General features: G+C 62.1%; 19 protein-coding genes and 1 pseudogene. 12 read left to right on the forward strand and 8 right to left on the reverse strand.

Annotation, left to right across the window (positions count from 1 at the left end; translation table 11 throughout):
* Positions 1 to 208 precede the first annotated feature (208 nt).
* The 5 genes from AC1Z32_RS36840 (at position 209) to moaA (ending at position 7,301) form a co-directional block, all read left to right on the forward strand.
* Complete coding sequence (locus AC1Z32_RS36840) at positions 209 to 2,491, forward strand: FdhF/YdeP family oxidoreductase (protein ID WP_483483791.1); 2,283 nt, start codon at positions 209 to 211, stop codon at positions 2,489 to 2,491.
* Positions 2,492 to 2,663: 172 nt separating this feature from the next.
* A complete protein-coding gene (locus AC1Z32_RS36845; RefSeq protein WP_483483792.1) occupies positions 2,664 to 4,052 on the forward strand; it encodes a cytochrome ubiquinol oxidase subunit I in 1,389 nt (462 codons plus the stop codon).
* A 4-nt stretch (positions 4,053 to 4,056) separates the two neighbouring features.
* Positions 4,057 to 5,064: a cytochrome d ubiquinol oxidase subunit II gene (cydB, locus tag AC1Z32_RS36850; protein WP_483484142.1), complete on the forward strand. Its 1,008-nt coding sequence runs from the start codon at positions 4,057 to 4,059 to the stop codon at positions 5,062 to 5,064.
* 37 nt (positions 5,065 to 5,101) lie between these two features.
* Positions 5,102 to 6,013, forward strand: coding sequence for a bestrophin family protein (locus AC1Z32_RS36855; RefSeq protein ID WP_483483793.1), 912 nt, complete (start codon positions 5,102 to 5,104; stop codon positions 6,011 to 6,013).
* 223 nt (positions 6,014 to 6,236) lie between these two features.
* On the forward strand, positions 6,237 to 7,301 hold the full coding sequence (gene moaA, locus AC1Z32_RS36860; protein WP_483484143.1) for a GTP 3',8-cyclase MoaA: 1,065 nt from the start codon (positions 6,237 to 6,239) through the stop codon (positions 7,299 to 7,301).
* A 22-nt stretch (positions 7,302 to 7,323) separates the two neighbouring features.
* On the opposite strand, the gene AC1Z32_RS36865 is transcribed toward moaA, so the two are convergent.
* Positions 7,324 to 8,751, reverse strand: a complete 1,428-nt coding sequence (locus AC1Z32_RS36865) for an aminotransferase-like domain-containing protein (protein WP_483483794.1) — start codon at positions 8,749 to 8,751, stop codon at positions 7,324 to 7,326.
* A gap of 331 nt (positions 8,752 to 9,082) precedes the next feature.
* Here AC1Z32_RS36865 and AC1Z32_RS36870 point away from each other — a divergent pair, with 331 nt between their 5' ends.
* Both AC1Z32_RS36870 and AC1Z32_RS36875 read left to right on the forward strand, forming a co-directional pair.
* Positions 9,083 to 10,072, forward strand: a complete 990-nt coding sequence (locus AC1Z32_RS36870) for a LysR family transcriptional regulator (RefSeq protein WP_483483795.1) — start codon at positions 9,083 to 9,085, stop codon at positions 10,070 to 10,072.
* A 25-nt stretch (positions 10,073 to 10,097) separates the two neighbouring features.
* Positions 10,098 to 10,550 (forward strand): phosphate-starvation-inducible protein PsiE, encoded by a 453-nt coding sequence (locus AC1Z32_RS36875; RefSeq protein WP_483483796.1) that lies wholly within the window; start codon positions 10,098 to 10,100, stop codon positions 10,548 to 10,550.
* Positions 10,551 to 10,766: 216 nt separating this feature from the next.
* Here AC1Z32_RS36875 and AC1Z32_RS36880 read toward each other — a convergent pair whose 3' ends face one another.
* From AC1Z32_RS36880 to AC1Z32_RS36895, 4 genes are read right to left on the reverse strand one after another with little or no spacing between them, the layout of a single operon-like run.
* Positions 10,767 to 12,080: an MFS transporter gene (locus AC1Z32_RS36880; protein ID WP_483483797.1), complete on the reverse strand. Its 1,314-nt coding sequence runs from the start codon at positions 12,078 to 12,080 to the stop codon at positions 10,767 to 10,769.
* Positions 12,077 to 12,619, reverse strand: coding sequence for a GAF domain-containing protein (locus AC1Z32_RS36885; protein WP_483483798.1), 543 nt, complete (start codon positions 12,617 to 12,619; stop codon positions 12,077 to 12,079). The genes AC1Z32_RS36880 and AC1Z32_RS36885 overlap by 4 nt, the downstream gene beginning before the upstream one ends.
* Before the next feature lie 14 nt (positions 12,620 to 12,633).
* On the reverse strand, positions 12,634 to 14,043 hold the full coding sequence (locus tag AC1Z32_RS36890) for an MFS transporter (RefSeq protein ID WP_483483799.1): 1,410 nt from the start codon (positions 14,041 to 14,043) through the stop codon (positions 12,634 to 12,636).
* A gap of 27 nt (positions 14,044 to 14,070) precedes the next feature.
* The gene (locus tag AC1Z32_RS36895; RefSeq protein WP_483483800.1) at positions 14,071 to 15,855 is read right to left on the reverse strand and encodes a gamma-glutamyltransferase family protein; all 1,785 of its coding nucleotides are present in this window, start codon (positions 15,853 to 15,855) and stop codon (positions 14,071 to 14,073) included.
* Positions 15,856 to 16,013: 158 nt separating this feature from the next.
* On the opposite strand from AC1Z32_RS36895, the gene AC1Z32_RS36900 reads away from it, so the two are divergent.
* Together AC1Z32_RS36900 and AC1Z32_RS36905 are read left to right on the forward strand one after the other, a co-directional pair.
* Positions 16,014 to 16,670 carry a FadR/GntR family transcriptional regulator gene (locus tag AC1Z32_RS36900; RefSeq protein ID WP_483483801.1) on the forward strand — a complete coding sequence of 219 codons (657 nt, stop codon included), beginning with the start codon at positions 16,014 to 16,016 and terminating at the stop codon, positions 16,668 to 16,670.
* A gap of 218 nt (positions 16,671 to 16,888) precedes the next feature.
* Entirely contained in the window at positions 16,889 to 19,540 is a 2,652-nt protein-coding gene (locus AC1Z32_RS36905) for a glycoside hydrolase family 15 protein (protein ID WP_483483802.1), read from the forward strand.
* Positions 19,541 to 19,556: 16 nt separating this feature from the next.
* Here AC1Z32_RS36905 and AC1Z32_RS36910 read toward each other — a convergent pair whose 3' ends face one another.
* The gene (locus AC1Z32_RS36910) at positions 19,557 to 20,504 is read right to left on the reverse strand and encodes a LysR family transcriptional regulator (protein ID WP_483483803.1); all 948 of its coding nucleotides are present in this window, start codon (positions 20,502 to 20,504) and stop codon (positions 19,557 to 19,559) included.
* A 128-nt stretch (positions 20,505 to 20,632) separates the two neighbouring features.
* Positions 20,633 to 21,508 carry a pirin family protein gene (locus AC1Z32_RS36915; RefSeq protein ID WP_483483804.1) on the reverse strand — a complete coding sequence of 292 codons (876 nt, stop codon included), beginning with the start codon at positions 21,506 to 21,508 and terminating at the stop codon, positions 20,633 to 20,635.
* 656 nt (positions 21,509 to 22,164) lie between these two features.
* Here AC1Z32_RS36915 and AC1Z32_RS36920 point away from each other — a divergent pair.
* The 3 genes and pseudogenes from AC1Z32_RS36920 to AC1Z32_RS36930 form a co-directional block, all read left to right on the forward strand.
* Positions 22,165 to 23,742 (forward strand): outer membrane protein assembly factor BamB family protein, encoded by a 1,578-nt coding sequence (locus AC1Z32_RS36920; protein WP_483483805.1) that lies wholly within the window; start codon positions 22,165 to 22,167, stop codon positions 23,740 to 23,742.
* 29 nt (positions 23,743 to 23,771) lie between these two features.
* Positions 23,772 to 24,344 carry a DUF3331 domain-containing protein gene (locus AC1Z32_RS36925; protein ID WP_483483806.1) on the forward strand — a complete coding sequence of 191 codons (573 nt, stop codon included), beginning with the start codon at positions 23,772 to 23,774 and terminating at the stop codon, positions 24,342 to 24,344.
* Between the two features lie 73 nt (positions 24,345 to 24,417).
* A pseudogene (locus AC1Z32_RS36930) lies at positions 24,418 to 24,597 on the forward strand (hypothetical protein); the annotation flags it as partial.
* A gap of 19 nt (positions 24,598 to 24,616) precedes the next feature.
* Here AC1Z32_RS36930 and AC1Z32_RS36935 read toward each other — a convergent pair.
* The gene (locus AC1Z32_RS36935; protein WP_483483807.1) at positions 24,617 to 26,995 is read right to left on the reverse strand and encodes a sensor domain-containing protein; all 2,379 of its coding nucleotides are present in this window, start codon (positions 26,993 to 26,995) and stop codon (positions 24,617 to 24,619) included.
* Positions 26,996 to 26,999: the final 4 nt, after the last annotated feature.

Raw genomic sequence — 26,999 nt, forward strand, 5'->3', positions numbered from 1 at the left:
ATCACTCGCATGACGACCAAGGAGGGACGGGTTGGTCACTCACGCAGACGCCCTCATCATTCTGTGCTTGCTCGCCATCGCGCGTTCTGTACCGGTCGCGGCGCATGGGCGCGACTAGACTGAACCTATCTCAGCAGCATGCCGAGAAGAGCCCGCAACCCGCTGTTGAACAGCCTCCCAGGCATCTGGGAAGTTCATGGAGTCCAATATGACCACACGACGTGAAGTGCCGGGTATCCGACCCTATGACGGACCTGCAGGAGGCTGGGGAGCGCTCCGCGCGACAGCTCAGGCGATCCGGACCCAGATGGAAAGCGTAGAGGCGCCGATCACGCTGTTACGGACCAATCAGCCCGACGGCTTCGATTGCCCGGGTTGCGCCTGGCCAGACAAAGAGCACAAGTCTACTTTTCAGTTCTGCGAGAACGGCGCCAAAGCAGTCACGTGGGAAGCAACGACCAAGCGGGTGACGCCGGAGTTCTTTGAAAGCAACACCGTGTCGTCGCTGTTGCAGCGCTCGGACTTCGAGCTTGAGGATCTCGGCCGACTGACGCATCCCCTCGTCTACGACGCCGCCACAGACAAGTTCCGGGCCGTCGAATGGGAAGATGCATTTGCGCGCATCGGTGAGGTGCTTCGCGGTTTGCCTTCGCCCAACGACGCGGAGTTCTATACATCGGGAAGGGCATCGAACGAGGCGGCCTATCTCTTCCAGTTGTTCGCCCGGGAGTTCGGCACCAACAACTTCCCCGATTGCTCGAACATGTGCCACGAGCCGACCAGCGTCGGGTTGCCTCAGTCGATCGGTATCGGCAAGGGCACGGTATCGCTGGACGACTTCGACAAGACCGAACTCATCCTTTCCATCGGTCACAATCCCGGCACGAATCACCCACGCATGATGGGAACCCTTCACGAATGCTCACGGCGCAACGTTCCCATCATCGTATTCAATCCTCTGCGCGAGCGAGCGCTCGAGCGCTTCGCCGATCCGCAGAGCGTCGTCGAAATGGCGATGTTAGGCTCGACACGCATCGCGTCGACCTATTTCCAGCTGGACGCCGGCGGAGATGCCGCCGCCCTCAAAGGCATCATGAAGGCGCTGCTCCAGATGGATGCGGAGCAGGGCGGGACCGTGCTGGATCACGAGTTCATTGCCGCTCACACTCAGGGCTTCGAGGCGTGCGCGGCCGATCTCGAAGCCACGTCATGGGAGGACATCGAAAAGGCGAGCGGGCTCGACCGTGAACATCTCGAAGCGGTGGCCATTGCCTATGCCAAATCGAACGCGACGATCGTCACGTACGGCATGGGCGTCACCCAGCATAACAAGGGGACGGCCAACGTCCGGCTGATCGCCGATCTGCTGCTCATGCGCGGCAACATTGGCAAGCCTGGCGCGGGGATCTGTCCGTTGCGCGGGCATTCGAACGTGCAAGGCAACCGGACGGTGGGCATCACCGAAAAGCCGTCCGAGAGTTTCCTTCAAAAGATCGAGGACGTATTCGGGTTCCAGCCGCCCAAGGCTCACGGACACGATGCCGTCCAGGCGATGCAGGCGATGGTCGCCGGGTCGGCCAAAGCCCTCGTTTGCCTCGGCGGCAATTTCGCAGTTGCGCTGCCTGACTCCGAGCTGGCGTTCCCCGCGATGGGCAAGCTCGATCTGAGCGTTCACCTTGGCACGAAGCTGAATCGATCACACCTGCTGGTGGCAAAGGAATCGTATCTGCTGCCCGTTCTTGGTCGCACCGAACTCGATATGCAGGCGACCGGGCGGCAATCCATTACCGTCGAGGATTCGATGTCGATGGTCCATGCGTCGTCGGGAAAGCTGACGCCGGCATCGGAACATCTGCTCTCCGAGCCCGCGATCATTGCTGGCATCGCGAGCGCCACGCTGCCGGGCAGCAAGGTGGCGTGGAAGGACCTGATAGCCGATTACGACAAGGTTCGCGATCTGATCGAGCAAACGGTGCCGGGCTTCGAAGCCTTCAACGAGCGAATCAGAACGCCCGGAGGATTCCGCATGCCGCTGCCTCCGACCGAACGCGTATGGCCCACGCCTTCAGGCAGGGCGATGTTCTCGGTGTACGGTGGCGTGAAGGAAGATGCGGACGTGCTCGGCGCGACCGGTGTCTTGCGTCTCATCACGATCCGCAGCCACGACCAGTACAACACGACAATCTATGCCCTCGACGATCGGTATCGCGGCGTATTCGGCCGGCGCGACGTGTTGTTCATGAACGAAGCGGATCTTGCCGCGCGCGGGCTCGAGCATGGCGACCTGGTCGACATCGAAACGATCGCATCCGGCAGACAACTGTGCCTGAAGAAGATCACGGCCATCGTCTATGACATCGCGCCGGGTTCAGTGGCCGCCTACTACCCGGAAGCGAACGTGCTGGTGCCTTTCGACTATATCGACAAGGAAAGCGGAACGCCTTCGTACAAGTCCGTTCCCGTTCACGTCGTACGTTCCGCACAAGACTGATCGCGACACTCGACGCATCAGATCGAAAGCTGTCCTGCGCGAAGCATCCGGCGGATGCTTCGGCCAGGCACGATCTCTTCACGACCGTGAGCATCAGGCGGCAAGGCCGATTCGTCGTCTCACGCCTCTCTTGCCGCAATTGCTGCAACAACCAGGAGCAAATTGTTCAGCCATGGAACTATTCGATGCCTTCCACCTCGCCAGGCTGCAGTTCGCCTTCACGGTCTCGTTTCATATCGTCTTCCCTGCGATCAGCATCGGAATGGCCAGTTTCCTCGCCGTGCTGGAATGGCGCTGGCTGCTGACCGGCGACGCCGCCTACAAGGAGATGTTCCATTTCTGGTCGAAGATCTTTGCGATCGGCTTCGGAATGGGCGTCGTGTCGGGCGTGGTCATGGCCTATGAGTTCGGCACCAACTGGGGCGGATTTTCCAGTGTCGCCGGGAACATCACCGGGCCGCTCCTGACCTATGAAGTGCTGACGGCGTTCTTTCTCGAGGCCGGGTTTCTCGGCGTCATGCTGTTCGGATGGGAGCGTGTCAGTCCACGCGCCCACTTCTTCGCGACCTTGATGGTGGCGCTGGGCACGCTCATTTCGACCTTCTGGATTCTTTCGTCGAACAGCTTCATGCAGACGCCGCAGGGATTCGCCATCGAGAACGGACGTATCGTGCCGGTGGACTGGATGAAGGTGATCTTCAATCCTTCGTTCCCGTATCGCCTCGTGCATATGACGATCGCCGCGTTCATCGTCGCGGCTTTCATCGTCGCGGCTTGCGGCGCGTGGCATCTGTTGCAGGGCCGGCGAGACAAGCCGGTGAAGCGCAGTTTTTCGATGGCGTTGTGGATGCTGCTCCTGCTGACGCCGATCCAGATTCTCGTCGGGGACGCGCATGGGCTCAATACGCGTGAGTATCAGCCGGCGAAGATCGCTGCCATCGAAGGTCTCTGGGAGACCGAGCACGGCGGCACGGCGCTCAATCTGTTCGGCCTTCCCGACATGGAGGCAGAGGTGACGCGTTACGCGATCAAGATACCGCATCTGGGCAGTCTCATCCTGACGCACAGTTGGGATGGCGAAATTCGTGGGCTGAAGGAGTTTCCGGCGAAGGACCGTCCGTATTCACCGATTGTCTTCTGGACCTTTCGCCTGATGGCAGGCCTCGGCATGCTGATGCTGTTGACCGCCGTTCTTGGTCTGCTGCTCAGACGGGGCGGCCGGCTCTATGAAACGCGGTGGTATCAGATTTTTGTTCTCTGCATGGGACCATCGGGAATCGTCGCGCTGCTGGCAGGATGGATCACGACCGAGGTGGGCCGCCAACCCTGGACCGTCTACGGTGTCTTGCGGACCGCGGATTCCCTTTCACCGATCAGCGCCCAGCAGGCTGGCGTTTCGTTGCTGATCTTCGTGCTGGTGTATTTCCTGGTGTTCGGAACGGGGGTGTACTACATGTTGAAGCTGATGAAACGCGGGCCGGAGGAGCATGTCGAGCGCCGCCTGTCCCGCAGATACCCTGTCTTGCGGAACCGCCCGCTCGACGCACTGGAAGGAGAATGACGCCATGCAAATCGACCTTCCCGTTGTGTGGGCCGCGATCATCGGGCTCGGTGTGTTCATCTACGTGATGCTGGACGGATTCGATCTCGGCATCGGCCTGCTGTTCCCGTTTTTCGAAGGGAAAGGTGAGCGGCAGGTCATGCTCAATACCATCGCCCCGGTCTGGGACGGTAACGAGACCTTCCTCGTGCTCGGCGGCGCCGCGCTCTACGGAGCGTTCCCGGTGGTCTATTCGACGCTTCTGCCGGCGAACTACATGCCTTTGATCCTGATGGTCGTTGGGCTCATATTCCGCGGCGCGGCTTTCGAACTGCGATCGAAGGCGTCCCGGACGCAGCATGCGTGGGACCTCGCCTTCATCGGCGGTTCCGCACTTGCGGCCTTCTGCCAGGGCATCGTGCTGGGATCGCTTCTGCAAGGCATCCGGATTGTCCATGGCCGCTTTGTCGGCGAGCCATTCGACTGGCTTTCGCCGTTCAGCCTGTTTTGCGGCATCGGCGTGGTCATCACGTATGCAACGCTCGGGTGCGGCTGGCTCATTCTGAAGACGGACGGAGAGTTGCAACGAAAGATGCGCGAGCTGATGAGGCCGATCGTGATCGTGCTGCTTGGGGCGGTCGCCGTCGTCAGTCTGTGGACGGTGATCGGATTGCCGGCGGTGGCACATCGCTGGTTCGGAAGCGGCAATCTCGTTTGGTTTCTTCCGGTCCCGATCCTCGTGCTTCTTTGCGTGTGGGGCATCTTCCGCGCGGTGCGGCTGAAGCATGAGGCCACACCGTTCCTTCTAACGCTCGCACTGTGCTTCCTCGGTTATAGCGGCTTGATCATCAGCATCTGGCCGAACATCGTCCCGCCTTCGCTGACCATCTGGGAGGCCTCTGCCAGTCACTCGAGCCAGTTGTTCGCGCTCGTCGGGACGGTCATCGTGCTGCCCATCATTCTCGTCTACAACGCCATGCAGTACCGCGTATTCCGCGGCAAGGTGAGGGAAGGGGACGCGGGATATCACTGATGGCAACCGCGCGATCAGTACAACAACAGAGCAAATCATGATTGTGAGGTCGAATCAGAACTGGTTCCGATTGCTGTTCGTCTGGAACGGTTCCGTGTTGCAGTCGATTATTCCCCAACTATTCTTTATGGGCGTTGTCAGCAGCCTGGCCGTGTTCACGCACGGGCGCATCTTCGGCGAGAAGATTCCGCTCAACACGGCGCCGTTCACGTTGTTCGGTCTCGCGCTCGCGATATTTCTTGCGTTTCGCAATAACGCGAGCTACGAACGGTTCAACGAGGCGCGCCATCACTGGGGCAATCTTCTGATCTCGAGCCGGTCCCTGACGTCGCAGATTTTGTGCTATGTCCCGTCCGGCGCGGACAAGCTTCACATAGCCCGCACGCTCATCGCCTGTATCTATACGCTGAAGCACGAGCTGCGTCGAACCGATCCGACCGCGGATCTTCTTCCCTTGCTCGGGCGCGCGCGGACCGACACGCTGCGGAAGAGCTGCTACAAGCCCACTTCGCTTCTCAATGACGTTCGTCGGGACGTGGCGGATTTACAGGCTCGTGCACTGGCTTCGGAGACGAAACTCTGGATGTTCGACGCGCAGATCAACGAATTGGGCAAGGCTATTGGCGGATGCGAGCGCATCGCGTCGACGCCCATTCCGTTTTCCTACAGCGTATTGCTTCATCGGACCGTCTACGCCTATTGCATCTTGCTCCCGTTCGGCCTCGTCGATTCGACGGAGTTTTTCACGCCGCTTCTGTGTGTTTTTATTTCCTATACGCTGATTGCACTGGAGGCGATCGCCAGTGAAGTCGCGGAGCCGTTCTCCGTCGCGCCGAACGCGCTTGCGCTCGACGCCATGACGCGCAATATCGAACGATCCATTCTGGAATTGTGCGGATGTGAGATTCCCGACGAGGTCGTACCCGTTCGTCCCTATCAACTGACTTGATCGCGCGGTCGTGCAACGGTCGTTTCATGCGCGTACTGTGCTTCCGGACGTCAACGCGAACTGTGTGTCACGCGCACGCGCCGACCGACTATCCTGCAGGTTATCCAATGCGCTGAGCAGACGTTCCACCTTCTTAACATCGAAGGGCGCTGCACGGCCCAACCATTCGCAGTTCACTCTCGAACAGATCGTGAAGATAATCGACCAGCCGATACTGGCGGATATGGCATCTCGTGATCGCCTGACCGTTGGAGATTCCTCGCCCATTCTCGACAGGCTCGATCGTCCCTTGCGGGATTTACGGCTGTCCGTTATCGATCAATGCAATTTTCGTTGCACCTATTGCATGCCCAGAGAGACATTCGATGCGGACTATCCGTTTCTGGCATCTTCGGAGCGCCTGTCGTTCGCGCAAATGCTCAAGCTCGCGAAGGCATTCGCGCTGCTCGGCGTGGAAAAGATACGTATCACCGGTGGAGAGCCACTGCTGCGGCGTGGCCTCGAATCGCTGATAGAGCAGCTCGCCAAACTGACGACCATAAGCGGCAAGGCGATGGAGCTCGCGCTCACGACGAACGGTTCCCTGCTTGCCGCGAAGGCGCGATCACTTCGCAACGCCGGTCTCGGACGTGTGACAGTCAGTCTCGACGCAGTCGATTATGCGGTGTTCCGCAAGATGAGTGACATCGACATACCCGTGTCGCGCATACTGGACGGCATCGAGACGGCGCGCGCAGTTGGACTCGATCCGATCAAGGTGAACACCGTGGTCGAGCGAGGTGTGAATGACGGTCAGATATTGCCGCTCGTGCGGCTTTTCAAAGGCACCGGCGTAGCCGTTCGCTTCATCGAATACATGGACGTTGGGGGCGCGGCAGCGTGGTCGAAGGCCAAGGTGATCACGGCTCGCGAGATTCGCGACGTCATTGAGTCGGAGTTTCCGTTGATCCCGCTCGCCGGGCACAGGGGCACGGCAGTCAATTATCGCCATGCGGACGGCGAGGGCGAGGTCGGATTCATTGCGAGCGTATCGAAGCCGTTCTGCGGTTCGTGCTCGCGCGCCCGTGTATCCGCCGACGGACACCTATATTCGTGCCTGTTCGCCACAAAAGGCACCGACCTTACGCCCTGGCTCACGGATATCGCATCAGTCGAACAACTGGCCGCGGCCATCCGCAACCAGTGGAGTGAGCGCGCTGACCGCTACTCCGAACTTCGGTCGACGCAGCGCAAAAGGGAAGCAGGGCGCGTCTATCCGACGGTCCGCATGTCGCTCGTCGGCGGCTGACGGCTCGCCGGTCCGTGGGACGCTAGCGCGCACACGTTGCGACGAGCTTTCCGACGGTAATCACCGCCTGCTCGATCTCGCTGGACCAGGGGCTGCTGTAGTTGAGACGTATGAAATTCCTGTAGGTCGACTCGGAAATCGAGAACATGTAGCCCGGCCCGATCGTGATGCCCTGATCGAGCGCGAGCTTGTAGAGACGCATCGCGTCGACACTGGATGGCAACTCGATCCACAGTACGTATCCTCCAGTGGGGTTGGATACGCGCGTCCCCTCAGGAAAGAAGCGCGAAACGATCGCCTTCATGAGACTGGCCTGCTGTGCATAGGCCTTGCGCACGCGTCTCAGGTGGTGCTCATACCCGTCGCGTTCGAGGAATTCCGCTATCGCCAGTTGAGGAATCGACGGCGAGGTCAGTGTGTTCAGAAACTTGAGCTTCTCCACGCGATCTCGATAGCGGCCCGGCAAAGCCCAGCCGATCCGGTAGGCGGACGTCAGGCTCTTCGAGAACGACGAGCAGTGCAGCACCAGTCCCTTGGTGTCGAAAGACTTCAACGTGCTCGGATGAGCGCGGTCGAAGTGCAGCTCGTTGTAGACGCCGTTCTCGATGACCGGAATGTCCTGCGCGGTCAGGAGTTCAACGAGCTCCCGCTTGCGCTCGTCGGGCATCTGGAAACCGAGCGGATTCTGGAAATTGGGCATGATCATGCAGGCGGTGATCGTCTGCGACTTCACGATCGCTGAAAGCGCCTCGATATCGATGCCGTACTCCGGATGTGTCGATACTTCGATCGCCTTCATGCCCATGCGTTCGATTGCATGGAGCATCGCATAGAACGTCGGCGACTCGACCGCGATCACGTCGCCGGGCTTCGCGACCGCCTGAAGACAGAGATTGATAGCCTCGGTCGCGCCGACCGTAATGATGATCTCGTTCGGATCGACCGCCATGCCGTTCTCGAGGTAGCGGCGCGCAATCTGCCGCACGAGTTTCGCGTTGCCCGGCGGCAGCGCATCCGTTACGCCCCATTGCGCCTTGCCCCGTCCCGCGTCATAGGCATAGCGGTTGATCCGCTCGAACGGAAACAGACTGGGATCGGGGTAAGGCGAGCCGAGCGGCACCGCATCGTCGACACCGATCGAACGCAGCGTCGACAGCACCAGCCGGCTGACATCGACCGGCGAGGAGATCGGGATCGGTCTCGACGGCCGGAGTTCAAACATCTTCCGCTCGCCTGCGTCGCCGTGGAAGTTGACGAAATAGCCCGACTGGGGCCGGCTCGTCACGAGGCCGCGGCTTTCGAGCAACAAGTACGCGCGAATGGCGGTCGTGACGCTGATCCTATGCTGCTGGCTGGTCTGACGAACCGACGGAAGGCGCTCTCCATGACGGTAGACGCCTTGCCGGATCGACCGCTCGATGTCGTCTGCAAGCTTCTCGTAGAGATTCATCCGACGACTCTCCTGACATCCGCTATGAGTTGTGTCGGCCGCCTTCCGGCGCGGGCGCTCGCGCCGACAGATTCTCGCCCGGTCCCGAGATCCTAGCAAAACTGTAATGACGGGAGACGGCTCGAACTGTGCACGCTATGGGTGACGCTCCGGTCGTACTCTTTCCTCCATTGAATATACGGTGCGGGATTCCGGAATTGGGGCCCGCACATACCGAATGAGGCTAGAGAATGAAAACGGTGAATTGGAAGAAATCGGCTGATGCAAACCATTGGCGGCTCGCGGGCGGGGCGGCTCACCATTGTCACGACGCAAAGGCGGGTCGAATAAAGTGAATTTGCTCGAAGCCATGCGCATATACGTGAGGGTCGTCGAACGCGGGAGTATCTCGAACGCGGCGAGAGACCTCGACATCGGCCAGCCGGCCGCCAGCGAACGTATCGAGCGGCTCGAGAAGTATCTCGGTTGCCGGCTTCTGCTTCGCAGTGCCCGCGCCTTCAATTGCACGCCCGATGGCATTGCCTTCTACGAACGTAGCAAGAGAATTCTTTCCGCGGTGGAACAGGCTGTGGCTGAAATGTCGAACGATGAGCAGGCAATCAGGGGAACGATCCGCATCGCGGCACCGCACTGCTTTGGCGAGACAGTCGTACCGAGGACGTTGGCGCTCGTTCGCGCCGCTTATCCGCAGCTCGAACTGGAACTGGTGCTGAACGACAGGATCGCCGATCTGGTCACGGAAGGCGTGGACATCTCGTTTCGTCTTGGACCGCTTGAAGAAGGCGCGTTCATTGCACGTCAGCTCGGGCAGATCGGGCGTACGCTCGTTGCCGCGCCGGATTATCTGAGCCAGCACGGACCGATACTGGCGACATCGGACCTGGTCAGGCATCCGTTCATTCGGGCACAGGGCATGTTCACCACGGACCAGTTGCCACTCCGACAAAGCGCGACTGTCGTTGAAAATGCGCCGATTCGCGCAGCCATCAGGACCACGCACTGGCGGCCCGTGTATGAAACGATTCTCTCCGGCGTAGGCATCGGCGTGCTGGAGGATCCGGCTTGCGCCGAGGCGCTCGCAGACGGCCGGCTCGTGCGAATCCTGCCTCAGTACGAGGTGCCATCTTTCGAGCTGAACATGCTGATCCAGGCGCAACGTCCCGTCCCGCCGCGCGTGCGCATGATCATGACGTTGATGAAGACATGCATCCCTGAAATTCTGCAAAGGATACACGTCACGCGCGGCGAGACAGAAGACTGCAGTGAAACGCCCGCCAGCGACGAGGCTTCGAGCCTGCTGGACTCGTCGTTGCTGCGATGAATTCCCGACGATGCCCAGATCCCCAATGAAAGTACATCACGGCACGGACGGCCTCACCGAAAATGTCCGGCGAAGGTTCGACCACTTGATCAACGTGGTCGAGTTGACGGTGCTGATCCTGATCGGCCTCGCCACTGCGTTTGCCATGGCTCAGGAGACCTGGAAAGTCCTGAGGGCCGGCACCGTCTCGCTCACGGACCTTCTGTTGATGTTCCTTTATCTCGAAGTCCTTGCCATGGACGCGCGATATCTACGCCTTGGGCAGTTGCCGGTTCGGTTTCCGCTTTATATCGCCATGGCGTCGCTGGCGCGAGATCTCATCCTGAACCGCAGCGACACGGCGGACCAGCATATCCTCATTACTACGCTCGGCATAGCAGTGCTCGCCATCAGCGCCGTTGTCCTTCGATTCGGTCAACATCGGTATCCCGCGCGCGACGATGAAGGGCGTGACGAGCTGTCGGATTCCCACCCTTGATCCTGAGCCGGACGCGGCCGCCTCGCCGATCCGAAAACGTCGCGAGCGAAACTTGGATATCCCGCTGCACGACCTATACTAAAGATGAGCCGCGCGGAAGCCGGCCCTATGCTTGGGCGAACGAGAGTTCGTTTATTGGGGCGCGGTAGCGGGGCCACGGAAACGCCTGCGTTTTGCGCGGGCGTTTTCATTTTCGGTTCAGCCCTACCTGTCTCATCAACGCGGATTGAGCGCCTCCGTTACGCTGTCGTCGGCGTTTGCGTCGCGCGCGGGAGTGGGCGGACCGAGGTCTTTCGGCTCCCGCGCACTCGTGTCGTAGAGGCGGTCCGGAATGAAGGACGCGCAGACGCCGCTCAGGAAGAACACTGCGCCGACCAGCAGAAAGCTCACACCGAACGAGAACTGCGTGGCGATGAACCCGATCGCGACAGGCGCAGCGCCCGAACAGAAGCGCCCCACGTTATATGAACCGCCGACGGCCGTGCCGCGAATGCGCGTCGCGAAGCTTTCGGACATGAACGCGCCCATCGTGCCGAGCGGCACGCCATAGAGAAAGCCGAAGAACAGCATCAGCCAGACGATGTTCTCGCGCGTATGAAGAAAGACGATGACCGGCAGAAACAAGGCCGCGCCGATGCAGCCGAGCACGTACACTCCGCGCCGGCTCCACAGGTCGCCGACCCAGCCCGCGACGATCTTGCCCACGAATGCGACTACATAGGTACCGATCATGTAGCCCGCCATCGAGCCGAAGCGCACGTGCAGTTCTTTCTCGAGGTAGGTTGGCAGCCAGTTGTTGAGTCCGTAGAAGCCCGACAGCGCGAACACGGATGCAAGCGCCCACAAGACGAACATCTTGCGCGCCTCGCGATCCGAGAAGATCAGGTAATAACGGTTCTCGCGCCATGTGCGGCGCACGCGCGGCGCGTCTCGCCGCATCGCCACGCTTGCGCGCCAGCCGGGCGGCTCGGGCACGAACCAGTGAATCGCCAGCGCCAGCAAGACGGGAATCGTCGCGACATAGAAGAGCATGCGCCAGCCGTAGTGGGGCAGGATCCAGTTGGCGAGCGAGATCACGACGATATATCCCGCCGATATGCCGGTCTGCAGGATGCCGAGGATCAGCGAGCGCCGCTCGGTCGGCACATATTCGGCGACGAGCGTGCTCACGAGCACCATGCAGCCGATCCCGAGCGAGCTGATGAAGCGCACGAGCGCGAACTGGGCGAACGTGTGTGTGAGTCCGAGCAGGCCCGCGCCGAGCGAGAACAGCGCGAGCGCCCACACGACGACGCGCACGCGTCCGATCGCGTCGCTCGCCCAGCCGCCGAGGATGCCGCCCACCGCCATGCCGACGAGCGTCAGGCTGCCCAGCGCGCCCGCCTCGACATTGGTGAGCCCGAATTCGCTCTTGATGCGCGTGAGCGTGAGGCCATACATCATGACGTCGGCGCCGTCGACGAGCAGCGCGAGATAGCCCAGCGCGAAAACGATCAGCCAGCGCCCGGTTTCAGGAGCAGCGCGGTTCATGAACGCGGCTCCTCACCGGCGTTAGACGGCGCGCGGGAAATCAGCGCGGGCGCGAGAAACGAGCCGAGCAGCACGCCTGCGTCTTCGTGCTCGCGCGTGTACCAGTGCTCGATATGCGTGAGATTCATCGTGCCGATGCATTCGCCGTCATACGCGATCGGAATGTTGAGGATAGAGCCGAGGCCCATGTCCGCCATTGTCGCGTGATCGTCGAACGCGTTGCGGATGTCGTGCGCGGTCTCGCCGCGAAACGGCCGCAATTCATGGAGGATTTGCGTCGCCCACGCGGTGCCGCGCTTCTTCTTGCGGCCACCGGTCGGATATACATCGGGCATGTTGGTGAAGACGCGCTCCACTTCGTGATTGCGCGGGTCGTACGCCATGATGGTGAAAAGCCTGAAGCCGATGGTTTCGGCCGCGACAGCGGCGACCGCGTCGAACAGTGTGGCCGGTTGTGCGGGCTCGCGCATCGCCCGTGCGAGGCGTTGAAGGTCGGGCAATTGCAACGGGCGCACCGTGGACGTTTGCATATCTCGCATGACGATGAAACTCTCTAGCCGCGCAGGTTCTGGGGAGCGAGGCGGTCGCGTGCATCGCTCCCGACCGCGCCGTTGATTTCGATGTCTTCGAGCGAGCGATTGCGCGTCTCGATGCCCAGGAAGAACACGACACATGCGCCCGCGAGCAGCACGGCGGTCGTCATCGCGAACACGCCGAAGAAGCCGAAAGACGGATACACGATGCCGACGAGAATCGGCGCGCTCACCGAGCCGATGCGCCCGAACGAGGACGACGATCCGGTGCCCGTGGTGCGCACCGAGGTCGGGAAAATCTCCGGCGTGTACGCATAGACGCCCGCGAACGCGCCATTCATGAAGAACGACAGGCAGATGCCCGCCGCCATGATCTGCACACCGGTATGCGAAAGCGACAGCATGATCGCCGCGATGCCGCCGAGCGTCATATACGAGGCCACCACGCCCTTGCGGCCGATCTTCTCGTTGAGCCACGCCGCCGAGAAATAGCCCGGTATCTGCGCGCCGTAGATGGCGATCGAAAAGCCGAAGCTCTTCGTGATCGTGAGGCCTTCCTTGACGAGCAGGCTCGGAATCCACGAGAAGAACGAGTAGTACGCGAACGCCACGGCGAACCACATCAGCCAGCTCACCGCCGTGGTGCCCGCGAGGCGCTTGCTCCACAGCGTCTTCACGTTTTGCCACGCGCTGCCGCTGCTCTTCGCTGCGGACGGAACCGCGCCCACGGTCGCGAGCGGTGCAAGCGCGATGCCGCGTTGCGCATACCACGCCTCGATACCGTCGACGATGCTGCCGGCTTCGGCGACGCGGCCCTGGCTTTCCATCCAGCGCGGCGATTCGGGCAGGGTGCGGCGCCACCACAGCAGCATCACGACGGGCAGCGAGGTGATGACCGCAAGATAGCGCCAGCCGTCCGGAAAATTGCGCACGACGGTATAGCCGAGAATCGACGAGCTCAGATAACCGAACGACATGAAGCCCACCAGCGCGCCGCAGAACATGCCGCGGTAGCGGCGCGGCACGAATTCCGCGAGAAACGGCGCGATCACGACGGTTTCCGCGCCCGAGCCGAAGCCCGCGACGATGCGCAGCGCGAAGAACGTGTGCCAGTCATTCGCGGTGGCGCTCGCGAGCGATGCGACGCAATAGATCGCGAGCGCGCTCATCATGATGCGGCGCCGTCCGATGATGTCCGCGAGTACGCCCGACAGGAACGCGCCGAAGAAATAGCCGATATACGTGCTGCTCGCGACGAGTCCGGTTTGCGCGCTCGTCAGGCCCCACAGCTTGCTGACGACCGGAAGCAGGAACGCGAGCGACGACGAATCGAGGCCGTCGAACATATAGCCGAGTCCGCCGATGATGAGCAGTTTGCGATGAAAGCCGGATAGCGGCAGCCGTTCGAGGCGGGCGGCGACAGCGGACATGATCGATGTTCTCCGGTGGATTCTGTGTCAGCGCCCGATCGCGTAAGCCTGCATCTGGCGCGGCGTGGCGGCGCCGCGCATCAGGCCATTGCGGATGCCCACGGCGCACACGCGTCCGAGCGACCATGGTTCGGCGACCGTGAGTTCGTGGCCGCGCGCGCGCAATGCATCGAGCGTCGTTTGCGGGAAGCTGCCCTCCGCCGACATCTTGCCGAGCTGAATGTCGCGCGGATAAAACGAGCCGGGGAAATGTGCGGTCTGAAACGATGGCGAATCCACGGCGGCCTGCAGGTTCATGCCGAAATGCACGTGCCGCAGCAGCAGTTGCAGCGACCATTGATCCTGCTGATCGCCGCCCGGCGTGCCGAGCGCGGCATACGGCTTGCCGCCGCGCGTGACGAGCGTCGGTGAAAGCGTGGTGCGCGGGCGGCGTCCCGGCCCGAGCGACGAGGGCAGGCCTTCTTCCATCCAGAACATCTGGCCGCGCGTGGTCACGTTGAAGCCCAGTCCCGGCACCGCGGGCGACGCCTGCAGCCAGCCGCCCGACGGCGTCGCCGACACCATGTTGCCCCAACGGTCGACGACATCGAGATGCACCGTGTCGCCGCGCAACTCCGGCAGCGGCGCGAAGGTCGGTTCGCCCTGGCCGAAGCCGCCCGGCTGCTGGCGGCCCGCGTTGGCGAGAATTTTCGCGGCGCGCGCTTCGCTGTCGAGGAGCTTGCCCGGCCGGAATTCGAACGATGCGCGGCGCGGATCGATCTGCTTGCGGCGCGCGTCGTTGTAGGCGTCGCTGAGCAGCGTGTCCATCGGCACGTCGGAGAAGTTCGGGTCGCCATAGAAGACGTCGCGGTCGGCGAACGCGAGCTTCGAACATTCGATAACCGTGTGCACGAAGTCCGGTCCCAGCGGGTCCATGCCCGCAAGATCGAAGCCCTTCAGCAAAGCGAGCTGTTGCAGGAACATCGGACCCTGTCCCCATGGGCCCGTTTTGTGGACCATGAAGCCTTCGTATTCGTAGGACACGGCGTCTTCGTACGTCGGCTCCCAGCGCGCGAGATCCGATGCGTCGAGCAGGCCGCGATTGCGCTGACCCGATGTATCCAGCACGTCGGTCGAACGGAAATACTGATCGATCGCATCCGCGACGAACCCGCGATAGAACGCGATGCGCGCGCGCTCGCACTGTTCCGCGCGATCGCCGCGCGTCTTCGCCTCGCGCAGAATGCGTTTGTAAGTCTCCGCAATGGCCGGATTCGCGAAGAGATGATTCGGACGCGGCGCCACGCCCTCGCGCAGCCATTGCTCGGCGGACGTGCGCCATTCGCGCTTGAAGAAATCCTGGATCGCCAGAATCGACGACGCCATGCGCGGCAGCACCGGATAGCCGTGTTCCGCATAACCGATCGCGTAGCTCAGCACGTCTTCGAGCGGCAACTGGCCGTAGTCGCGCAGCATCGCCATCCAGCCGCCGAACGCGCCGGGGACGACCGCGGGCAACAAGCCGGTGCCGGGCATCACGCTGAGGCCCATGTCCTTCATGCGCCCGATTGTCATGGCGGCGGGCGTCACGCCCTGGCCGCACAGCACGCGCACGCGATCTTCCTTCGCGCTGTAGAACACCGCGGGCAGTTCTCCGCCCGGCCCGTTCAGATGCGGCTCGACGATCTGCAGCACGAAACCGGCTGCGGCCGCCGCGTCGAACGCGTTGCCGCCTTTTTCGAGCACCGCCATCGCGGACGCGCTGGCGAGCCAGTGTGTCGAAGCCACCATGCCGAAAGTGCCTATCAGTTCGGGTCGTGTCGTGAAACTCATTGCTGTTGTCCGTTTATCGAACCAATGTAAATTGGTTCGATTTGAAAATACAAAATATGAAGCCAGCGTACGTGATCATAAAAAGTAAAGCAATCCGTCGCTGCCTAATCGGCTTTCTGCTACATTGAACCAATATTCATTGGTTCAAATTTCAATCCATGGAAAAGCCCGCGCTCGACAAACTGCTCGACTATGTCGCGCAGCACAATCTGAAGGACGGCGACACGTTGCCGCCGGAACGCAGCCTCGCCCAGGCACTTGGCGTGAGCCGGCGCGATCTGCGCGGTGCGCTGGCGTCGATGGAAGCGGCGGGGCGGGTATGGCGCGGCGTCGGGCGCGGCACCTATCTGGGTACGCGTCCGCTGAAATTCTCGGCTTCGCTGCGCAGTCTGCGCGCGGGGTCGAGCCCAGCCGATGTCGCGGAAATGCGCTTGGTGCTGGAACCGGCGTTCGTCGAACTGGCGACGCGCAAGGCGAGTCCCGACGATCTCGCGGAACTGGAGAAATGCGCGCGGCGCAACGCCATGGCGAAAGACGACGATGAGTGGCAGCAGTGGGATCATCGCTTTCACTTGCTCATCGCGCAGGCGACACGCAATCCCGCGATCATCGCGCTGATGGACGTGGTCAACGGCATGCGCATGAAGCCGAACGCGCGCGAAAAGACTGCCGATCAGGATACGCGACGGCATTTCGCGGAGCAGCATCAGGCCGTCGTGCAAGCGATGGTGGAGCGCGACGGCACGACGGCCGCCGCCCGCATGCGCGATCATCTACTGAACGTGCAATGGCGGATGCCGTCGCATCGGGAATGAGGGTGTCCGATATCAGGAATCCGAATCGATGCATGGCTTGCATCACGCGCGGGGAAGGACGGCGAGCGCCACTGCCCCGTCAGCGCGGGCATCGATTACTCCGTCTCGAAGTGAAACCGACCGTGTACATCCGAGTTTGACGTCGCCCTGATCGCATCCTAGTCTTCGAGAATCGGCAGGCCTTCGCAGAGCGGCCGAAATGACCCGGGGGTGCGACGATGAAGCCCGAACGCATGCTGCGATGGTCTCTTGCCGCGCTCACCGCGTTGCTGCCCGCGATGCCTCACGCGCCGCTGGCCGCGACCACGGGCGAGGCGTTCGGCGCGCCGGGCATCACCGCGATGCACGGTCCGGCGCGCAAGTCCTTCCTTGGCACCGCGTTGAATCCGGCGTCGCAGATCTATTTCACGGGTTATCGCGGCATCGTCTCCGAGGTCTACTATCCTGTCCTCGACACGACCGAAACCGTGGACCTCCAATTCCTCGTCGGCGACGCGGCGGGCACCTATGTCGACGAGGAAAAGCGCCAGGACTACAGCGCCGCGCGCACCGATGCGCGCACGATGAGCTGGCAGGTCACGACGCACAACGATGCCCACCACTGGCGCATCGTCAAGACGGTCTTCAGCGATCCCACGCGCAATGCGCTGATCGAGCGCGTGACGTTTCAGGCATTGAACGGCGCGCGCATCGGCGATTACAGGCTTTATCTCCTCTTCAAGCCGCATCTCGACAATGCCGGCGGGCACAACACCGTATGGACCGCGACCGCCGCGAACGGCCGGACGATGCTCGCGGGCAGGCACAACACGCGCTATTCGGCGCTGGCGGTGTCGTTGCCGTGGCAGGTGCAGGGCGGCACGACGATGGTGTCGAACGGCTTCGTCGCGCAAAGCGACGGCTGGACCGACCTGCTCGGCGGCGCGGCGGCGGACAGGAAAATGGACTGGACGTATGCATCGGCGACCGATGGCAACGTCGCGCAGATGGGCTGGATCGATGCGGCCAACGCCAACGCCAACGCGAATGCAAATGCGAACGCAGCGAGCGTATCGTTCGATGTCGTGCTGGCGTTCGACAGTTCATCGCCGGCGAACGCGATGCAGACCGCGAACGCCACGCTCGCGGACAACCTCGACGCGCTGCGCACGCAATACGACGACGCGTGGCATGCCTATTCCGCGGGCCTGTCGCCGCAGAGCGACGACATGTGGTATCTCGCCGCGATGACGCTCAAGACGATGCAGGACAAGAGCAACGGCGCGATGATCGCCGGCATCGGCACGCCATGGGGCGAGACGCAGGACGACGGCAACGCGGTGGGCTATCACATCGTATGGGCGCGCGATCTCTTCAAGTTCGCGAATGCGCTGATCACCGCGAACGACACGTCGACGGCCACCATCGTCGCGCACTATCTCTTCGACAAGCAGCAGCAAAAGGAGAATTGCGGCGCCAGCGAGTTCTCCGCGCCGCAGTGCGCGCACGGCTATAGCCGCGTCGGACGCTTTCCGCAGAATTCGTGGGTCGACGGTACCCAGAACTGGTCGGGCACGCAGATGGACGAGCAGGCGATGCCGATCCTGCTCGCATGGCGCCTCGGCCCCGGCGTGTACAACGCCCTATGGCCGCAGATCCGCCTCACCGCCGACTTCATCTTGAACACCGGCCCGTGGACGCAACAGGAGCGCTGGGAGGAAGCTTCCGGCTATTCGCCTTCGACGATTGCGGCGGAGATCGCGGGGCTCGTCGCGGCGGCGCGCATCGCGCTCGACAACGGCGACACCGCGCGCGCCGGCGCGTATCTCGGCGCGGCCGATTACTGGCAGCAGAACGTGACGCGCTGGACCTACACCGACGCCGGCCAGCTCGGCAACGGCCACTTTTACGTGCGCATCAATCCGGCGGGCATGAGCGGCATGGGCAGCGGTCCGCGGAAGTACGAGCCGACGAGCTATCCCGATTCGGACCAGCGCTACGACGTGGCGAACGGCGGCGGCAACCGCAGCGAGGACAAGGTCGTCGATGGCGGCTTTCTCGAACTGGTCCGCATGGGCGTGAAGCGCGCGGACGATCCGACCATCGCAAGCACGCTCGCCGTCTACGACGCCGTGCTCGAAACGACGTTCAGCGACTCGAACCCGGCGTGGTTCCGCTATAACTTCGACGGCTACGGCGAACGCAACGACGGCAGCGATTTCAGGAACACCGGCGTAGGGCGCGCATGGCCGATCTTCACGGCCGAGCGCGGAATGTTCGAAATAGCGCGCAGCGGCCGCGGCGGCAGCGGCGAGAAATATCGCGCGGCCGTGAGAAAGTATGCGACGCCCGAAGGCTTCATCCCCGAGCAGATCTGGACCACATCGAAGACGCTGCCCGACCACTGGACCGTGACGACGCCCGCGCCTTATGCACCTGAAACGCCGACCAAATCGATCGCGCCGCTCAACTGGGCGATGGGCGAGTACATCAGCCTGGTCGCATCGATCGAGGCGGGAAGGATCGTCGACATTCCGTTGATCGTGTGTGCGCGCTACAGCAATTGCGTGGCCCCGCCGCAGGCGAACGAGACCGGCGTGGCTATCAACGTGAACGCGGCGACGCAACCCGGCCAGTATATGTACGTAACCGGCAACGTCGACGCCCTCGGCAACTGGAACACCGATCTCGGTCTGCCGGTGGACCCGGCGAGCTATCCGATATGGCGCAACAGCGTGAATCTGCCGTCGGGCACGAGCGTTCAGTACAAGTACTACCGCAAGAACGCCGATGGCACCGTCACCTGGGAAAACCGTGCCGGAGGCGGCAATCGCCTGCTGGCGGTGCCTGCATCGGGCAAGGTCGCGCTAAACGACACCGTGAGCTGGTGACGACCGGTGCCCCAAACTATGCGGCCTTCGACGCAGCGCTAGGCGCGACGAGAGCGTCCCACGGAGCATCGATCAGGGCGCGCCGAACATGCTCGATGAAAACGCGCAGCTTGTTTGACGTGAACTGGCTGCGAGGATAGACGGCATAGATGATGTCGTCTTCCGGGTGCTCGTTCGGCAGGATCCTTACCAGCCGCCTCTCCAGAAGATCCCGCGCGACGATGAATGCGGGCAGTACCGCGATACCCAGTCCGCGTACGGCAGCATCCCGCAGCACGTCTTCGTTGTTTGACGCGAGCACACCTGCCGGCGCAAAGATACGGGGTTTCATCGTCGCTGCCGCTGTCCGAAAGGACCAGGTTTGAGACATGGACGCATTCGTGTAGCACAAGCAACGATGTTTCGCGAGGTCGTCGAGCGAATCGGGCGCTCCATGCTTTCTGATGTAGTCGGGGCTGCAGACGAGCACGCGGCGGCTGACTCCGACGCGGCGGGCAATGAGTGCGCTATCGGGAAGACGCGCCACGCGTATGGCAAGGTCGAATCGTTCGGCTTCGATATTCATGAGCCGGTCATCGACCTCTATCGTGAGCCGAAGCTCGGGGTGCGCCCCGGCGAAATTCGCCATGACGTCGCCAAGCCACAACTGGGTCAGACTGACTGGCGCCGTAATGCGCAGTTCGCCGCATAGCGCATTCGCCCGCTCCGATATCGCTTCGACGGCCGCCTCCAGACGGCGCATCGATTCCAGAGCGGCCTCATGGAAAGTCAGTCCTGCATCCGTTGGCGTGACGCCGCGCGTCGAACGTATCAGAAGTTGCGTGCCGAGGTCGCGCTCGAGATCGCTGATACGTTTGCTCACCACGGACTTGGAAAGATCGAGACGCCTCGCCGCTTCAGTGATGCTGCCTCGTTCGACAACCAGCACGAATGCCTGAATGTCTTCGTTGCTGAGGGTTCTCATGGATCGGCTGCTCCGTCCATCGCGGGTCTTTACCATGCGGAAACGTCCGCAGAATCAATAAAGAATAACGTCGTGCGCGCCGTGCTGGTGCACGACACGCACTTCGTCTGGAAGACTGACTGGGCGCGCTATGCCGTTGCTGCCATCTTGCCGAAGCGCCCGCTATTGAAATCCTTTACCGCTTCGTCGATTTCCTCGGTCGTGTTCATGACAAACGGACCATAGGCGACGACGGGTTCGTCGATCGGCTCGCCGCTCAGCAGCAGGACGACCGAATTGCTGTCGGCGTCGAGCTGAACGTCGGTGCCCTCTTGGCCAAGCAGAACGAGTTGTCCGTCGCTGACGGCCCGCTCATCGCCATTGACCCGGATCTGGCCACGCAGCACGATAAGTGCGAGCGTCCTGTTCTCCGGCAGCGTCAACGTCGCACCACGCCCCGCATTGAGCCGCACATCCCAGGCATCGATCGGCGTGAAAGTGCGCGCAGGCCCGGGCTTGCCTGCGTACTCGCCGGCGATGACCCGTACCTGTCCTGCGCCAGCGGGCAGGTCGATCGAAGGAATCTGGCCGGCGACGATGCTCTGATAGCCGGGGGCGGTCATCTTGTCCTTTGCAGGGAGATTGACCCAGAGCTGCACCATCTCGAGCGTTCCACCTGTTTCGGCGAACTGGCGCGAATGGAACTCCTCATGCAGTATGCCGGCACCGGCTGTCATCCATTGCACGTCGCCGGGACCTATCCGCCCGCCGCTGCCGGTCGAGTCGAGGTGCTCCAACTCGCCCTGATACACGATGGTGACGGTCTCGAAGCCGCGATGAGGATGTTGTCCAACGCCGAGACGGCGGGTTGTCGGCGCAAAGTGCATCGGTCCCGCGTAATCGAGCATCAGGAACGGGCTCAGGTGCCGGCCCATCGTGTGGTGCGAGAACAGCGTGCGCACCGGAAAGCCGTCGCCGACCCAATGTGAATTGGGGTTGCTGTAAGTGCCGAGAATCCTTTTCATCGTCGAATTTCCTTTCGAAGGCCTATGGCCTGGTCATATGGGCGAAGGGTAGTGGATGGACGATGGCGGCGGTAGGTCATGGAATGACCGTCTGTGTCCCATGAAAGGAACGATCGAACGGATGCAAGGCAGGCCTCTCGACGCACGCCAGCCATCGTGATGAGGCACGGCGAGGACGCACGACTGCAGCACGCGCTCGCATCCGGCAGACGCTCTTCGCAATAAGAAGACTCATTTCGTCACCCTCGTGCGTCTCGTTCTGGTTCTTCGAACGCCTCGTTCGGTGAACGCTGCTCACGGTCGTCTCATGATTCGCGTATTCTTTGAAAGCAGGCTCGCATTGGCGCTTTCTACGCTGTGCACGCGGAGCGATCTCATCGCGTGCGTAACTAGATGATCAGGCGGCGGTTCATGAATTAGTGGAATGATTTTCTTCGAAATAATTAGCTTAGCGAATCAAATAAATCAGTGGTCGACACGGCGCTCTGGCAGCGGCCTCCAGGCGAGGCCGCACCGTCATTGAATTCGCCAATCTGCAACTGGAGATCGAGATGAATACGAACAAGCGGATTTACCGTCAAGTCTCTCGGGCAAGGACGTGCATTCCTGGCTGGCGTCCCGCTGACCCTCGCTCGATACTTTCTGCCGCCGCCATCATGCTCGCGACGCTGGTTCCTGCGCCCCGCGTCCTGGCGGATCAGATCACGCCGCCGTCCACCAATGGCCCGAGTCAGGAGGAGCTGAACCGCGCGGACGTCGATCCGGCGCATTGGCTGATGGATAACAAAGGCTACATGGGTTACCGCTATTCGAAGCTGAAAGGTATCGATGCCGGCAATGCGAGCACGATCAAGCAGGTCTGTTCGTTCAAGGTCGGGACGAACGGCTCGTTCCAGACTGGCCCGATTGTCTACGACGGCGTGCTCTATGCAACGACTGCCTTGAAGACATTCGCCATCGACGCATCCAACTGCCAGAAGGTGTGGGAATACGACTACACGTCGACCAGAACGGTCGCGCCGAACAGCAAAGGTCTGGCGATCGCGCAGGGTCGCGTGATACGCGGCACCCCGGACGGCCACCTGATCGCGCTGGATGCGAAGACGGGCGCCCTTCTGTGGGACAAGGCTGTGATGAACCCCTTCAAGGGCGAGTTCGCGACAGCCGCGCCGCTCGTCTGGAACAACATGATTTTCATGGGCAAGGCGGGTGCGGACCGCGGCATTCGCGGCGAGATGATGGCGTTCTCCACGTCCGACGGACATCAGATCTGGAGCTTCTACACCATTCCTTCTCCCGGCCAGACAGGTTCCGAAACGTGGAAGAAGAAGGCCAGCATCGAGCATGGCGGCGGCTCGCTCTGGACCGCGTTCAGTCTCGACCCGGACGCCGGTCTGCTGCTGCTCCCCGTTGGCAACCCCGGTCCTGACTTCGACAACGACTCGCGTCCGGGTACGAATCTGTTCACGAATTCTCTCGTGGCGCTCGACGCGAAGACCGGCCGCCTCAAATGGTGGTACCAGCTGGTTGCACCCGACGATCGCGACTGGGATACCGATGTCGTCGCGGCCTTCGATTCGGCGGATAACCAGAAGCTGGCGGCTGTGGCCGGCAAGGACGGCGTGATTCACGTCGTCGACCGCACCAACGGCAAGCAGGTTTCGGCTTCGCCGCTCGTGACGCGCTATGAAGGCACGACGGGCCCGGTTCCGAAGGGTGCAGGCATTCGCGTCTGCCCGATTGCAGCCGTCGAGTGGAACGGGCCTTCATACAGCCCCGATACCAAGCTGATGTACATGACGGCCGTCGACTGGTGCGCGCAGGCGATCAAGGGCGCGACGCCCGCCTACAAGGCAGGCCAGGAGTATCTGGGCTGGGCGAACTACTACGGCACGCGCGATTCGATCGATCAGGCGTTCGGCGTATTCAGTGCGATCGACCCGGTTACGGGCGGCGTCGCATGGCGCAAGAAGCTTCCGGGCGTGCCGCTCGGCGGAATCACGGCGACAGCCGGCGGCATCGTGATGACAGGCACCGCGGACGGCAATTTCTATGTGGTCGACGCAGGCACCGGGAACGAGCTGCTGAAGACCGGCCTGGGCGGCGCGATCGACGGCGGCGTGATCACCTACGAGGTCAAGGGCAAGCAATACATTGCCGCTGCCGCCGGCGATAACAACCTGACGTTCGGGGTCAAGGGCGACAACACGATCGTCGTGTTGAGCCTGCCCTGATCGGGCGAACGACGTCGCTGATTCATGTCGTGCTGGAAGGGCCGAGCGCCCGAAGCGATGCGGGCGGCGTCGTGGACGTTCGCGATGCCGCCGCGCTCGTGCGTCTATCCGACCAAACGCTTCGCGGCAGTGGAATGATGATGACCGACCTGGCAAAAGAAGACATCGGGCGACGTGCGTTGCTCGACGTGCTGACACCCGCTACGCAGACATCGGCGGTCTCGACCGGCGTCGTGCGTCGGAAGCCGCAGAGATTCCGTTTGAAGAAGCGCCTGAATGACGAGGCCGTGTCGGAAGTCGGCGCGGTGTCGAGGCCGATGCGCATTTCGCTTGTCGAGCGACTGTCATCGGGAACCGTGAGCGTGTGCTGGAGCGATGCCAGAATGGGCCGCTGCTCGGAGCAGACATGGCGGCTGGGACGCGCGCGGAGCAATTCGCTTTGTCTTCTGACTGGGAGGTATATCCGGTACGGTGACGAAGTCTATCGATCACCGGCACAGCAGACCCCACTCGTTACCGATCATGACCGGATGATCCTCGCCTGTTGCGTCGATGAAGTCATGTCGCCAACACGTGGCGATGAGCAGGTCGAGCGAGGGTGAGGCGCGGTATCCGCAGACACGACGCGATCAATAAGCAATAGCATGGGATTCCAGCGGCGTGACGCTGCAGTTCCCCGAGTTCCAGTCTTTCGGGACCATGGTCGTACAGGCGATTTAAGGCGTCGTCGCTGGGCAAACGAGCGTCGACGCGGCGCGGAAGGCGGGCAACGCCGCCGCCGATCGCGCTGTGAAGCAGGCGGGTCATCAGGAGCAAGTTCGCGGAAATGTGCTCCGCGGCCACTCGGGCCATTGATCCAGCCTTCTCGCCGGCGTCAGTCGACGATCGCTCCGATGCGGGAATGTTCATGGGCGGCCGCTATCGAGAGCCCGAGCACGTCCTCCGGCGCGACCGGCCGGCTCAATAGATAGCCCTGCACGAAGTCACATTGCGCATGCCTCAGCAGTTCGAGTTGCGCCGCTTCTTCGAGACCTTCCGCCGTCACGCTCAACCCCAGCGTGTGCGAGAGCTGAATGATGCCGCACACGATGCTGCGCGTCGCCTGATCATGCTCGAGGCGCGTGATGAAGGAGCGGTCGATTTTGACACTGTCCGGCGAGAAATCAGCCAGATAGCGCAGACTGGAATAGCCCGTGCCGAAGTCATCGATGGCGATGCGCACGCCGAGTTTCTTCAACGCACGGAGCGTGCTCTGCGCGAGGTTGGGATCGTCCATCAACGCGCTCTCCGTCAATTCCAGTTCCAAAGACGAAGGAGGAAGCGCGTGCCGGCGCAATGCACTGTCCACTACCTCGACGATGGCGGTGTCGCGCAACTGGCGCGCGGACACATTCACCGATATTCCGAGGGAGCGGGCGCCCGCCTGGCGCCAATGCGCGAGTTGGCGAAGCGCGTCGTCCATCACCCAGGCGCCGACTTCGGTGATGAATCCGCTCTCCTCGAGAATGGGGATGAACACGCCGGGCGAGATCAGTCCGCGCTTCGGATGCCGCCAGCGGATGAGGGCTTCGACCTTGCGCACCGTGAGCGTCCGGGGCTCGTAAATCGCCTGATAGTGAAGCTGGAATTGCTTCTTCGCGAGTGCCGCGGGCAGGTCGCGCTCCAGTTCGAAGTCGACGATGCGTTCGCTCGAGTCCTTGTCGGCAAAACGGTAGCCGTTACGTCCGGCTTTCTTGGCCGCGTACATGGCGATGTCCGCGCTCGTGAGGAGCGTCTCGCGATTCGCCCCGTTCCCGGGAAATACGGAAATGCCGATGGACGCCGTGATGGTGCCGGCGCGGCGCGCCTGATCCGTGTGCACGAGAGCGCGAAGTGTGCCTCGTGCGACGCCGGCGAGCTCGTCCTGGTTCTTTGCACCGTCGATCAACACGGCGAACTCGTCGCCGCCGAGACGCGCAAGGAAGGCGTCTGGCGGCAGCGCCGCGCCGATGATCTTGCTCAGCTTCTTGAGGAGGCGGTCGGCCGCCGTATGACCGAGCGTGTCGTTGAGCACCTTGAACCGGTCGAGATCGATGAACATCAGGGCGAAGGGAGCCTTTCTGCGGCAACGATCGTCGATCCTGCGCATGAGCGCGGCGCGATTCGCGAGCCCGGTCAGCGAGTCGGTGAAGGCCAGGCGATCCAGTTCCACGAGGCGGTCTTGCTCCGCGGTGATGTCCTCACTGATGCCGACGATGCGTGCCACGTTTCCAGCATCGTCCAATACGGCCGACCCGGTGCTTTGAATCCACCGTACGTCGCCGTTTGGCCGGCGGATGCGGTAGCGCGCCTTCTGGCTGACCTTGGACTCAGCGATTCGATGCATGGCCGACTTGAGGTGCGGCAGATCGTCTGGCAGCACGAGAGCCATCCATGCCTGGGGCGACTCACGAAACGACTGGGCGTCCATGCCGAACACGGATGCACAGCCCGCACTGATGTGATGAAGACCCGTGAAATCGGCGCTATAGGAGTAGAAGCACAGGCCGACGTGCGCCTCCATTTCGGACATCAGCGTTTCCTTGGCACGCAGAGCGGTGGCCAGTTCCTCTTCCTGCGTCACGTCCAACGACGCGCAAATGATGCCATCCACGCGACCGTTGCCGTCTTCGATCGGGATGAGACGCGAATACCAGACCTTGGGGATGCCCGCAGTGGTCGGACAGCTACCCTTGAAGGCAGTGCGGGCCCCGTTTTTGGCTGCGTAGAACGCATTGTGCGCGGCAGTCGCGTCTTCATTGGACCAGAAACCGAGCCAGTTCGAACCGGCGAGCTGCTCCGGACCGCTTGCCTGCATGAGCTGTGCGCCATATTCGGAGATGCGCACCATGCGGCCTTCGGCGTCAAGCAACTTCAGGCATTCGCGATTGGCCTCCAGAAGTGCGCTGGCGAGAGCAGTGGCGGCGTTCGCGCGCGAGGCAAACCGGCGCGCGCGACGGAAGCAGGCCGCGAACACGACTGCGCCGACCGCGACGCCGGAGCAGAAGGCGACGCCCCTGGACGCGAACGACAGTGCCAGGCAGGTCAGCGCACAGGCGCCCCAGGCCGCGAGACCGATCTGCACGAGGTTCGACGGGGAGAGCGTCGCACCCTCCGAGCGGGTCGACAAAAAGAAGGAAAGAAATTCCTGATTCTGAGCGGGCTTGGCTCCCTGTCGTGAATCGTCGCCACTAGCAATGGCGCTGGACGATTCGGGATTGAGGGACTGGCTCATTACG

The sequence above is a fragment of the Caballeronia sp. 11_S32 genome, from assembly GCF_056930355.1.